Below are 12,685 nucleotides of genomic sequence, written 5' to 3'. Positions count from 1 at the left end.
GGAGAGCTGGATGTTATCAATCGCGTGCCGCCTGCTCAGCGCCGTGCGTTCGAGGTAATGCGGGAACAGTTGAAGGTGCTGCAGAAGGTTGTCCGCATGCAGGCAAGCCAGAACATCGTAGCAGAGCGCCACCGGCGTGTACTCGACCGTGCCCGCGGCGCTATCCTCTTTAACCAGTGAATGGCTAAGACCTGTGCTGAGCTTCTCCCTCATGCTATTCGCTTGCGGCAATGCGTTGCGTGGCCGGAAGATGGTCAGGCGGATCAGGAGCTTTAATGACCGCTTCAGTAGAGTAGCTGGCAGTTCCAAGGGCAGTTATTCAACCCACTTTGATGGGTTGAATAAATTGAAAATATGCATTATTTGAACCATTGAAAGGGTCAATTAATGCGCCTAACGCTCCAAATCCATTTTTATGGCCAGTGGCATCACGCCGCGACGCTAGAACTTAAGGATGACGCGGCCGGCTTCCAGGGCGCGTCCATCGTCGATTACGATCTCGACTATTTCGTCACAGTTGCATCTGCGGAGTTCGCGGGTGGAAAAACGGTTCGCGACCATCGCGCGTTATCTGTCCGATATCCCGTTGATCTCGAAAATCGATATAGCCGCAGCTGGCCGCCGTTCCTCTTGGATCTTATGCCCCAGGGGCATGCAAGGCGAAAGCTTGCCGAGCATCTCAATCTTGCTGAAGGCTCGCGCGCTTCTGATCTCCCGCTGCTTCTGCGATCGGCGACGGGCGGCATAGGCAATATCCGGATCAAAGAAGCGGCAGAGGCCGAGACGGAACGGCTGCGCGGTGTTGAGCGCCAGGGGGTTACAGAAGCGGAAATGCTTGAGCGCTCGGATCGTTTCATGGAAGTCGCCGATCGCTTCGGAATGCTCGCCTCTGGCTCAAGCGGCCTGCAAGGCGAATGGCCCAAGGTCTCGATGACCCAAGCGAATGACGGTCTCTATTATCCCGACAGCTTCGTAACTGACGATGAGGCCGTGCGCCACGTCATTGTCAAGCTGGTCCGCAGCAACGAGCCCGTGGACCGCCTTATACTCGAAGGCGAAGCCCTCTATTCGCGGATTGCTCACGAGATCGGCCTGAATGTGCACGAACCTTCGACCTATGCCGAAAGTGTCTTGATCATTCCTCGGTTCGACCGGAAGAAAAAAGAAGGTGGCGGAACCGTTAGGCTGGGCCAAGAAAGCCTGGTATCCGCGATCGGCGTTGCTGATTTCGGTCATGTCGGCTCGCACGAGGCCTACATCGACGTTTTGCGCCAATATTCTGCCAATCCCTTCGCGGACATTGTCGAATACCTGAAGCGGGACATCGCCAATTTGGCGCTCGGCAATCCCGATAATCATGGCCGAAATTCTGCACTGAGTAAGCACCAGGACGGCACGATCCGCCTGTCTCCGCTCTTTGATTTCGCGCCAATGCGGCTCGCCAAAGAGGGGATCGTTCGTTCCACCCGCTGGGCCATGATGCGGGACGGTGGTCGCGATCACCTTCCCGATTGGAAACGCATTTGCGCTGAACTGATCCCTGATCCTGATGAGCAGAATGCGCTCGCAACTGAGCTTTCCGTGTTTGCCGAATACCTCCGGCAAACACCGGCTATGGCGAAAGATATGGGTGGGTCTCCGGAAATTCTAAAGCGTGCAATGGGGCGCTGCATTGAAATCGCGGAGAGCGTTCTGGCGGCGTGCCAGTGATGCCGGAGGACAGCTAAATGGCTCGATGGAGAAAGCCAACGAAAGAGGAAATTCTTGAGAACCGGCGAACACTGGCGGAACGCGCTCGGACTGGCGACTTGAGGTTACCTGAGGCTGTTGTTGAAATCCGAAGAGGGCTTGGTTTGACGCAGGACGAATTCGCCAAGACGCTATCGCTCACCAGGCGCCAAGTTGCTGAGATCGAAGCCGGGACGGCGAACCCAACGCTCGAAACTTTAGGGAAGATTGGCCGATTGTTCGGATTTACTGTGGGGTTTATTCCGAAGGCGCAATGATGGCTGAATTTTCTCGGGGGATGGGCGATGGTACCACGCAAGGAAGCGACGGCGAGGATCAAAATCAATCGGCTGCTGGAGGCCGCTGGCTGGCGCTTCTTCGATGACAAGCGGTCCCGCGAATGTCGTTCTTGAGCCGAACGTCAAGCTGAAGCCTGACCACATCGAAAGTCTCGGTGCGGACTTTGAGAAAAGCGCGAAGGGATTGATCGATTTTTGTTGCAGGGTAACGACGGCAAGCCGCTGATCGTCTTGGAAGCGAAATCGCAAGATAAAAATCCTCGTACATACATGACCGAGGCATCGAGGGAGGGTTGCACCCAGCCCCACCCCTCGACTTTGAGAGGTTTCGCGGTCTGCTCGAGAGTGATTGGGGCAGCCCGCAGCAGCGCACGGAGGTGCCCAGGCGCATATTGCATGGCGCTGGCACAAACGGTGGTTCGACAGCTACGACCTGGAAATTTTTCGCATTGATCCAACGGAGCTAGAGACCGTCATTCTCTCATGCCCGTTGTCGCTGTTCTAGGGAATTGCCCGGAGCGGGACTCCTTTGCTGGTAGCCATGTCATTGATCTTGCAGCACTGGGTGCTGTCTCCCACAAGCGACCCTCGATCACCGTTTGAATGCCGTAGAACGTGAGCAGATCTCCGGCGGAGACCCTTACAATGAGACCATCGTCAACGACCGTGATGATGGCACACCCATTTTCGAAATTCAGTTGCCTGCCGTTGCACCTGTCGGTTATCGACGAGCAGATATCTCGGCTCAGCGTGCAGATTTTCTTCGCTACGGTGAGTGCGGCTTTTAGCTCGATGAAGGCCTCTGAGACATTTTGATACCCCATTTATCATTCCTCAGAAGTGTCTTCCATCCGCTTTGCCCAACATAAAACATAACCGACGACCAACGGTGGTATGGAGGACAACATGCAGTTGGTCCGGTTGATGGGAAATACCCACAACGGCGCTCCCTCATATGAGGGGTATCGATACGATCGGCGTACCTCGAAGCTACACCGTGCGGTGGGCGGGATAGTATTTATCAGGATAAATTGGAAAGAGAGGTTCTGCCGATTCTTCAGAACGGGTTCCTCCTTCGGCCCCCCAACGCTTGGCAGACCCGTGTCCAGTTCATGGCCGGCAAACGAGACAGCAAGTGCGTCAAGGCCGGTGGGTAGTAACATCGCTGCCACCGCGGTTGCGCGGGGCTTGACGGTCAACACCCGCGTCACAAACATTTTCGATGCCGCCGATCTGAAGGTCACCGATCCCCGAGATGTCGCGCGGTGATTTGCGACGACAGCCTTCCTGTTTGCTGTGTTGCGCGAGAATAACGTCCGCATGTAGCAGTGCGTTAACGACTGTTCAGCCAACCAGAAACCCCAGCCTGCCGCATGCTACTTCGGATGTTCAGTTGCGGTGCTGTTTACGAGCCGGCCCTTTTGCCATATTGGATGCGAGCTGGCGGCCGATCTCTATGATGTCATCACGATTGGCGGTCGGGTCCTGGTTGCTCCAGGCGAGCCCAAGGCCGATACGCAGATCAATCTCCTCCACTGCCTTCAAACGAAAGTTTCTGTTCGGCAGGTTTGCCGCCCATTCCGGAACGAAGCCGACACCGACGCCTGCGGAGACGAGCGCGATCAGTGAAAGTGTGTCGTCGCAGGTATAGACGATCCGATCGGAGAGTTCATGCTCGCGGAATGTATCGAGAAAATACCGCTCCGTGTAGGACAGGTTTGAACGCGAGAAGGAAATGATCTTCTGGCGGCGCAGGTCTTCCAGCGTGACGGTTTCGGCCTCAGCCAAAGCGTTTTCTTTGGAGACGGCGAGCAAATAGCGCTCCTCTGTTATCGCCTGCCATCGCAATGCGCCGTTGTTGTCCAAAGGCCGGACAAACCCGATATTGACCTGTCCGCGCTCAATGTCACGTACGATGGATTCGGTTGTGCCGTTGCGGATATGAATGCGGATATCCGGATAACGTCGGCCAATTCGGGCAAGAAAATCGGGCAGAACACCGAAGGTTGCCGGGTGAATTGTGCCGATGGTGATCTTGCTGGCAGCCTTGCCCGCAACCGCCTGCGTGATCGCACAAGTTTCGTCGACGTCGCGAAGCAGTTGAACGCAACGCTCGTAAAAAACCGATCCTGCGGGAGTAAGCTGAACACGGCGTGTGGAACGAATGAGAAGGGAAACGCCCAGTTCCTTCTCAATCGCCTGGACCTGGGCGGTGACCGCAGGCTGGGCGAGGTTGAGCCGGATGGAGGCGCGCCCGAAATGCAGCTCCTCTGCGACGGCAACAAATGTGCTCATTTGGCGCAGATCCATTTCAGTTCCTTCCGCCGGGGCGCAATTAAGATCGAGGGAGGCCTCGAGTACCAGGAAGGATAAAGTGCTTCAGCTCCTCGGTCCAGATGCGACATTGATAGGTTTGTACGATTAATGGTTGCTGAGCGCGGTTGAGCCTCGCATAATATGGATGCAGGCGGATTGGGACTACAACAATGTGGAGTAGCAATCGCCTGCCGATAGCGGCTAGAATATCTACCCAGAAGAATCGACGGTGAGGCCATGAAATCGGATATGGGACATCTTCCGCAGACAAAGCAGCGCGAACTGGAAAGGGTCGTCCGGATCATCCACGAAGAGTTCGCTGGCATTGTCGAGCGCTCGAAGTCCGAAGCCAAGAAAGAAGGGCGGATTTATAAAATCATCCTGTTCGGTTCTTACGCTCGTGGCACCTGGGTGGACGAGCCGCACACATCGAAAGGTTATCGATCGGATTTCGACATTCTCGTCATCGTCAGCAACAAGGAACTGGCTGACCCGAAATACTGGGACAAGGCGACCGACCGGCTAATGTGGGACAAGGAGATCGAAACACCCGTTGGTCTGATAATGCATGGCGCCCGCGAGATCAGCAACTTTTTGAATGATGGCCAGGCCTTCTTCGTTGATATAGTTCGTGATGGTATCGTCCTCTACGAATTCGACGACCGTCCGCTGGCTGAGCCGAAGCCTCTCAGTCCAGCCAACGCCCTCAGAGTGGCGGAGGAGCATTTTGAGAAGCAGTTCAGTAGCGCGAACTACTTCCTTCAGTTGGCACGGTACGCAATAGCGGACGATCAACCAAATCACGCGGCTTTCCTGCTTCACCAAGCGGTGGAAACTGCCTATTCTTGTTACCTGCTGACAGTAACAAACTATTCGCCCGCGTCACACAATCTCAAATTCCTAAGAGGCCTTTCAGAGGATCGTGATCGGCGGCTGGTCGACATCTGGCCACGCGACCATCACCGTTTTACCGCATGGTACAACGTTCTCAACGAGGCCTACGTCAAAGCGCGCTATTCGAAGCGTTTCGAAGTTTCCGAAGAAGCACTTGCCTGGCTTCAGGAACGGACCGCAGAGCTTCATGTTCTGATCGAAGTACTGTGCAGGGAGCATATTACGAGGCTTCAGCAAACAACGAATCACTGTAATCCAGACTAAGCTGCTCGCCTGAAATCGAGGTTGGCGTGGGTGACGACCGGCTGGCAGATTCGGAACTCCCGACGCATTGCTTACTTATGCCACCTAAAATTGGATCGTAGCTATATCACTTCGGAGGGTAGCTCTCGTAGCTCGGTTAAGTAGTCGGAGTGGTGTTGGTAATGAGTCTAGTAGCAATGACTAGTTTGAAGTCCTACCGCTTCCGGAATTGCAACGTCCCGGATCACGGCAGCGAAACTGGTCATCACTTAAGAGCTCCGCGAGGTGAATGTGGCGGTGAGAGTCATTGCCTCGCTCAACGGCATCAAGCCAAACAAGTTGTCCCATTCCCAAGCTGGGGAAAAGATCAAGGCCCGTTGGCCGGCCTGCCCACCCACCGCCATCATGTGGTCCAATTATCTTACGCAAACTGCGCGGGAACATTGTGGAGTAATTTCCAGCGCACCTACCGAGCCAGTCGTTGAACGTCTACACGAGCGCCCAGGGCCGCCGTGCCTCCCAAATATCACCAGTGCCGCAATTGCTAAGAGATCGAGACTACGGGCCATAGCGTCTGAGTGGCATATTGGGCGCAACCTAGGACTTATATTATTGCTTTGACGACAAAATTGGCCATCGAGGACGTTGAAGGCATTTTTTTAGCCGACTACACATTCCCGTAAATTTTAGTCGACGCAACTCATATTATTATTGCAATTTTAAGACGATTTCCTGAAAGGTGTACAGCAGATTTTAGGGGTGCGCGAACTTGGCAATCAGCAAGAAAATAGATAATAAACCTAAGTACCACAGCGAGATACAAAATGCAGTGTCGACAAAAAAACTAGTTGTCGTCGTCGGAACCGGCGTTAGTCGTGGTATAAGCTCCGAATCGACAAATGTCTTTTCTTGGTCCGGCCTCATCCAGAATGGGTTAGACTATTGTAGGCAACGCTCTGTAATGAGCGAGTCGCAATACAAGGCTTGGACAGCACACCTCGACTCAACTGACATTGACGACCTGCTGAGCGCGGCTGAATTCGTCGGAAGGAAGCTAGGGGCTCCAAGCGGGCAAATGTATGGCCGATGGTTAGAGGAATGCTTCGGTGCAAACACGCTGGCTGATAACGATCTAGTAGTTGCACTCGCAAATTTGCGACAGTTGGGAGTTCCAATTGCTACGCTCAATTATGATACCTTGCTCGAGGCGGTGACTGGCCTAGATTCAATAAAGTTCTCTGATACGAAGAGGGTTGCGGAGTGGGTCCGTCGAGAGACCGATGGCATTTTACATCTCCACGGTGTCTGGAACGACCCTTCAAGCTGTGTTTTAGGAATCCGTGATTATCAGTCAGCCGCGCTTAGCGATGTTCGCCAGTTTATTCAACGGAACCTCAGTACATTTGGCCGATTGCTCTTTGTTGGATGTGGCGACACCTTCTCTGATCCAAACTTTACTGCGCTTATTTCTTGGATGCGAGATGAGATGAAGGGGGCCTCGCCGTTACATTATGCTCTCGTTCGTGAAAATGAACTCATCACAAGGCGTGCTGATGCCACATGGCAAGGGTTTGTAGAGCCTATCAGCTACGGCGATGATTATGCTGACCTGCCAAACTTTTTGAGGTCGCTGTTCCCATCTCAAGAGGTTCTTCAGCATATATCGCAATCACAACCGCCTTCGGCAGTGTCACAAGTGCAGGACGATAGGGTATTAGCGGAATACCGAGCGTTTTTACTACGCGATTGTGGGCAGATGACTATCGAGGGAATTCGGACTGACATAGACACGGCACAAAGAAAGTTCGATCTCGAAAATCTATTTGTTCCGCTTGGTGTAAATCCTGTGCCTCCAGAATTTCCTATATCAGATAAAAGGAGAGAGGCAAAACTTAAGAAGTGGCAAGAGGAGAATAAAGGGCCAATATCATTCGGGGAAGCATTTACAAGCAATCAGCGGATTGCGCTTCTAGCACTTCCGGGCGGTGGCAAAACCCTACTATTGAAGAGACTTGCTGTTGCTTATGCAGATGAAGAGAGACGGTTGAGGTCGAATGATTTCTTGCCGGATCTCGATATTTTCCCAGTTCTAATTAGATGTCGGGAGTGGCGCGAATATATTGCTCGACCGATCCCTTTTATTTTGAAGAATATTTCGAACATTACAGGTCAAGCGGGGTTGGATAATTTTTACGAGTCCTTAGCGCCCTTGCTAAGGTCCGGTAAGGTTGTTCTGCTCGTTGATGGTTTGGACGAAATACACAAAGACGCAGATCGGGAGACGTTTGTCGAAAACTTAGAAAAGTTTCTCGACGAATATAAGAAGGTCCGCTTGGTGGTCACCAGCCGTGAGGCCGGTTTCGCATTGATCGCCCCTACGATAGCTCGTTTTTGTTCGCGATGGCGTCTAGCTGCGTTGAGTAAAGACACCATTGCCTCGTTGTGTGATCATTGGCATAAGCTAATGTCAGGCGATACTCCTGAGGCTCAGGACGATGCGCGTGAGGTAGCAGACCGATTACTAAACAGTCCCGCGTTGAGGAGGCTTGCTGAGAACCCGCTTCTTCTAACGATGCTTTTGGTCGTCAAGCATGGTGCAGGGAGACTCCCTCCGGATCGTGTTAGCCTCTACAGTCGTGCTGTCGAAGTGCTTTTAGACACATGGAATATTAAAGGGCACGAAGCTCTCAATATAAAAGAGGCACTGCCCCAACTTTCATATATCGCTTATGAGCTGATGAGGCGCGGTAAACAGACCGCGACGCAATTGGAGCTCATCACCCTATTGGAGGAAGCACGGGTTAAGGTGCCGCGTATTAGAATGTACGCAAAGGACACGCCGGTTGAGTTCCTTAGACGTGTCGAGCTACGCTCGAGTCTTCTCATGGAGGCGGGGTATCAGCTGGAGGGTGCTAAAGCCGTTCCCTTTTACCAGTTTCGCCACCTTACTTTCCAAGAGTATTTGGCTGCGGAAGCCGCTGTAGATGGGAATTACCGGGACTACAAAAGCGATGACACCCTACTGGTGCCACTATCCGACTACCTTGATCAAGAGGAATGGAAAGAAGTGATACCGATGGCGACCGTTCTAGCACGTCGACAAGCGGAACCGGTAATGCTCGAATTGCTTTCAAAAACTGAACCATTGATGGATGAACTTCGCCGCGAAACACAGACGGAACTGGTAAACAATTTCGCCAGTCACGCGCTGCCTCCGTTGGTCTCGCTACTTTTACAGTGTTTAGCGGAAGAAACTGAGGCGTCTCCAAGGACCCTCGAAAGAGCGTTGCTGATTTTGGCCGTCTTCGCGAGGGGATGTAGGGAGAACCCAAGTTGGGATACGTTGTTAAAAGGACTTTATTCTGAGGAATTCGTAAATACGGTATTTCGACTAGATCCTTCCGATTGGCCTTCAGCGATATGGCTACGTAATACAAAAGCGGTGGCTCTGGCACTCTCAAAACCCAATGCATTTTGGGTAACCAAAGAGGGACTCGACTCTATTATGCGGCAACTTCAGAGCAGCGAAGTTGCTGAAATCGAGCGCGGCCTACTTACCATCGCAGGCGCGTTTTGGGGCAGAGTCTTCGAAGTAGAGGCTAGCAAAGAGCTTTACGGAGCCGTTGAGAAGCTCGTTTTTAAAGATGATAAAAAGACATTGGAGCCTGCCCTTTGGGTTTATGGCCTTATACATTCCAATGACAGAAAAAAACTTGCCAAGCCCGAAGTGTTGGATCGGCTTCTTTCAATTATGCTCACGTCGCCGGAACATTGCGAGGTTGCATCATTCGCGCTGAGTAAGTGCGCTTACCAAGGAAGAGAGATGTGGGAACCTAAATTAAGTCATGCAGAAAAAGAGTTGATTGAATCGCATCTACAAGTAAATAACGAGCAAGTTAGCTCGACCAGTAAGGAACTCGGTTGGTTTGTCGCAGCTTTTCATGCACGGGACGTGATACAAGATCAGATGTTGTATGAGAAGTTGAAAATGATGGACAACATAGGAATCTCGTACACGTTGGTCGAAATAGTTAAAGAGCTGGAGGAAAATTTACTCGTTCCTGAAGAGGCCCGATTAACACCTCGGCCGCGCAGACCACGCGTGAGAAATCGTAGATAAATCACCGCGTAATTTAGCAATTGTGACTTGCACGGCCACAACCGCGTCCCATCAGTGGCGTTCTAAATAAAATCCATGGCTTGGCCTCAAATTAGTTTCAACCTTGTGGCCAATGCCGTCGTCTGCGGGAGTGTGACGGTCTTAAGTTTCCGTCGAATGTTCTTCATATGAAAATTCACCGTATGGTGCGTCATGTTTTCGAGGAGGGCTATCTCCTGGGTCGTTTTCCCTTCGGCGGCCCACTTGAGCACCATTGACTGCCGCGTTGTCAATTCGATGGCCGGTGCGCTGATCGATGCCGCCTCGGTCGCCTCCACACACCTGTGGAGTAACGCCACGGCGTTTGCACTCAGAACAGGCTGCAGTTGGTATTTTTGGGGCAACGTTACGTCGCCGGTGAAAAGTGAGAGGGTGAACAAATCGCTGAAAGGCGCCATCACGGGCATGCATATGCCGGCTCTGATGCCCGCCTCGTCGGCACTGGAATAGAAAGTTTGGTCGGGTCCGCGTGCGAGTTTTCGCTCATGCTCAAGGTCAAAGACAAATGGTGCCATTAATTCACGGGAGCGGTCCAGGATTGGATCGATCCTGTCGAAATGCTCCTGCCGATATTGGTCCAGCCACGCCTCGGGAGCATTCGACAGGATGGAGTTCCCAAACCCGGGATGACGGACAGTCAGCGCATGAAAATAGTCAAACCCCAGCTCTTGGGTCAGGTGATCGAGTAGTTCTGTAGTCGCTCGGCTGGTTTTCATCATGGACGTCGTATCGATCAATTTGTGTAGCCAGAGTTTCATCCGAGGTATTTTCCTCCCATCCGTGAGAGACACGTCTGGCTGCGGGCTGCGTTGCAGGTCCAGAAGAGCTCCGTTTTTCTAGGAGGTTTGATGTGGTCCGAGCCTTGAGGCGTTTGTCTTGCGACCGCTTCTGACGCCGCTGGCAAAAATCGCCTGTATAGAGGTCGTGCAACTCGAAGGACTGTTCGCATTTGCTGAAGAGTTTCCTCTGAAACAGCGAACACACCGCAACACACCGGAAGCCGGCCGTAACCATCGGCACGGCCAATCTCCGTTACTCTCAATCCCGCTCGCCGGTATACTCTCTCCATTGGCGGTTCGTAGTTTGACACAAGTGTTTTGATGCCATGCGCAAAGGCGCATTCGAACAGGGCCAGCAAAAGGAACCCAAACGCTCTTGATGGGCTGAGCGTCGGTTGAGACGCTCTGAGGAGGTCGACATCAAGGCACATTCGTGTGCCTTCCCATGTGGCCGGAGACGCCAGATCCTCCGCCGGCAAAGTTCGCCTGAACACATCATGCAGCAATGTCGGCCCTGTCGTCGGCATGAGCCGTACCGTGCCATAGAGATGGTGCGCGTCCTTGTCACACCAGACTAGGTACACAGCGCCTAACTCGTCATACGCGTCCCGTTCAAGATCGTGATGCACATCGACCTGCCAGCCAAGCCAATCGTGAAAAACCCGCTTCCGCAATCGGAACGACTGCTCCAGCAGACCTGCGTACCGATAATATTGATAGGGTTGGATAAGAAGGAACACGAGCCAATCTCCGATCATGTGTCGGAATAGGATGCACGTAAATCCCGAGTTGCCCATCGCTACAGATGGGTACAATCAATTGAGGTATTGCGCCGAAAATTGAAGGTCTTTGGTTGTTGTGCCACGAGGGTGAAAGTCCGGGTTCGTGCTGCTAAATCAGATGTTGATCAGCCTGAACTTCATCGCCTGGACTGCGGCGGATGAAATAGTTGCGCATCCAAGCTTTAACCGGCCCGACTTGAGGTAGCCTCTTGCCGTATGCTCGGAAATTCCGAGGATGAGTGCAATATCCTTGTGATCTTTTCCGCGTGCTACCCATGACAGGCACTCCCGCTCGCGTGCACTAAGACCCGGAACAGGGTCTTCTCCGCCATGAATCTCCGTGATCGCCTTCATATGGATCTGAAAGGCGATTTCGATCCAGTCCGACCGATGACATGCAACAAGTCTGTCCCAGCCTTTCGGGTCGTGCTCCGCACTGAGGGATAAAATCGCCCGCCGGCCGACCCTGTCAGTAATAGGGATCGAATAACCGAACTCTCCGACGCCATGCTGCCGGGCATCGTCAAAGAATGCTGCGATTTCGGGCGTCATTTCGAATTCACGCCAGTCGAATGGAAGCTGCCGCAAAAATCCCTGTTGCACAACAGGATCGACTTGGACATATCGCTTCAGGAAATACCGTGCGATCCATTCCGGACTGTAAGTTGATTGAACAAACGGTGCATCAAGGTCGCTGATCACAGTTGCGGTAAGATGATAGGTGACGAAATCTACGTCGTAAATTTCCTGAACACATAAAAGAGCCTCATAGACTGTGGGGGCATCTGTGATTGTCTCGATAGCCTTGGCGAGATTCGCAGACACTGTTTTCATGCGGTAATCCTTTTTGATGTGGGGTGAGTCTCACGGCGCGCGCGACAAGCACCTCATTCCCCATGGGCGCTCAACGACAACGCGCCAGCGTTTTAGACGACCGACATCCTCATGATTTTGCCGCTCGTCTTTCGGTTGAAGCCGTGGCAGGCTGTACCGCGTTCAGCTTTATTGGGGCAACGATCGCTTCAAAACCGACACCTTGCCAACATTTTTCTAGCTTTGGTCAGCATCCCGCTCGGTCGCTGATAGCTCGCCCGTCAGGAGTCACGCCGAGCGACCGTCTTGGTCTGGCAGCTGCATCTTTCCGTTGCGGGCTATGTAGCTTCCAACCAGACCGCAGCGATGGCGTGGTAGCCCGGATGCCTGTTGCCCGGTGGTGGAGGCATCAACTTCGGCAACATAGATAGCCGTTTCGCACAGCCGTTTATGGCTGCTTGGATGATGCAGTGAAAATTTAAATGTAACGACGCCACGTTTCCGATCTCGCTGCCAAGCGTTCGATACGAAGCCATCCCTGGTCTTTCCGCTCTTCGATGTGGTCAAATGTCCGTCCCTGCAATGATCGTCCTGCGAGTAGCCAAACTGTGTCGGCGGTCAGCGTCTCCCCTGATAACAAACATAAATTTCAAATTTGCCACAACGCGCCAC

At 52.8% G+C, this 12,685-nt stretch carries 11 protein-coding genes; 6 read left to right on the top strand and 5 right to left on the bottom strand.

Features of this window, described 5'->3' with window-relative positions:
* The 4 genes from AB4Z23_RS21330 to AB4Z23_RS21315 all read left to right on the top strand — a co-directional run.
* Nucleotides 1-180 (top strand): hypothetical protein (locus AB4Z23_RS21330; protein ID WP_441360743.1); only part of this gene is annotated, 180 nt, incomplete at its 5' end.
* A 207-nt stretch (nt 181-387) separates the two neighbouring features.
* Nucleotides 388-1,710, top strand: a complete 1,323-nt coding sequence (locus tag AB4Z23_RS21325; protein ID WP_441360742.1) for a type II toxin-antitoxin system HipA family toxin — start codon at nt 388-390, stop codon at nt 1,708-1,710.
* 17 nt (nt 1,711-1,727) lie between these two features.
* Complete coding sequence (locus tag AB4Z23_RS21320; RefSeq protein WP_003517384.1) at nt 1,728-2,006, top strand: helix-turn-helix transcriptional regulator; 279 nt, start codon at nt 1,728-1,730, stop codon at nt 2,004-2,006.
* 103 nt (nt 2,007-2,109) lie between these two features.
* Nucleotides 2,110-2,253 carry a hypothetical protein gene (locus AB4Z23_RS21315; protein WP_441360741.1) on the top strand — a complete coding sequence of 48 codons (144 nt, stop codon included), beginning with the start codon at nt 2,110-2,112 and terminating at the stop codon, nt 2,251-2,253.
* Between the two features lie 247 nt (nt 2,254-2,500).
* On the opposite strand, the gene rctB is transcribed toward AB4Z23_RS21315, so the two are convergent.
* Both rctB and AB4Z23_RS21305 read right to left on the bottom strand, forming a co-directional pair.
* On the bottom strand, nt 2,501-2,851 hold the full coding sequence (rctB, locus tag AB4Z23_RS21310) for an SMa0974 family conjugal transfer regulator (RefSeq protein WP_441360740.1): 351 nt from the start codon (nt 2,849-2,851) through the stop codon (nt 2,501-2,503).
* A 565-nt stretch (nt 2,852-3,416) separates the two neighbouring features.
* A complete protein-coding gene (locus AB4Z23_RS21305; protein ID WP_441360739.1) occupies nt 3,417-4,337 on the bottom strand; it encodes a LysR substrate-binding domain-containing protein in 921 nt (306 codons plus the stop codon).
* A gap of 243 nt (nt 4,338-4,580) precedes the next feature.
* Here AB4Z23_RS21305 and AB4Z23_RS21300 point away from each other — a divergent pair, with 243 nt between their 5' ends.
* The gene (locus tag AB4Z23_RS21300) at nt 4,581-5,501 is read left to right on the top strand and encodes a nucleotidyltransferase and HEPN domain-containing protein (protein WP_441360738.1); all 921 of its coding nucleotides are present in this window, start codon (nt 4,581-4,583) and stop codon (nt 5,499-5,501) included.
* A gap of 748 nt (nt 5,502-6,249) precedes the next feature.
* Nucleotides 6,250-9,600: an SIR2 family protein gene (locus AB4Z23_RS21295; protein WP_441360737.1), complete on the top strand. Its 3,351-nt coding sequence runs from the start codon at nt 6,250-6,252 to the stop codon at nt 9,598-9,600.
* 86 nt (nt 9,601-9,686) lie between these two features.
* Here AB4Z23_RS21295 and AB4Z23_RS21290 read toward each other — a convergent pair whose 3' ends face one another.
* The 3 genes from AB4Z23_RS21290 to AB4Z23_RS21280 form a co-directional block, all read right to left on the bottom strand.
* Nucleotides 9,687-10,397 (bottom strand): autoinducer binding domain-containing protein, encoded by a 711-nt coding sequence (locus AB4Z23_RS21290; RefSeq protein ID WP_441360736.1) that lies wholly within the window; start codon nt 10,395-10,397, stop codon nt 9,687-9,689.
* Nucleotides 10,394-11,158 carry an acyl-homoserine-lactone synthase gene (locus AB4Z23_RS21285; RefSeq protein WP_441360735.1) on the bottom strand — a complete coding sequence of 255 codons (765 nt, stop codon included), beginning with the start codon at nt 11,156-11,158 and terminating at the stop codon, nt 10,394-10,396. Before AB4Z23_RS21285 ends, AB4Z23_RS21290 begins: the two co-directional genes overlap by 4 nt.
* 156 nt (nt 11,159-11,314) lie before the next feature.
* Complete coding sequence (locus tag AB4Z23_RS21280) at nt 11,315-12,034, bottom strand: helix-turn-helix transcriptional regulator (protein ID WP_441360734.1); 720 nt, start codon at nt 12,032-12,034, stop codon at nt 11,315-11,317.
* Between the last annotated feature and the right edge of the window lie 651 nt (nt 12,035-12,685).

The sequence above is a fragment of the Agrobacterium sp. MCAB5 genome, assembly GCF_052114365.1.
In the GTDB taxonomy this organism is placed as follows: Bacteria; Pseudomonadota; Alphaproteobacteria; order Rhizobiales; family Rhizobiaceae; genus Agrobacterium; species Agrobacterium tumefaciens.
This window is presented reverse-complemented; position numbering and strand designations above follow the sequence as displayed.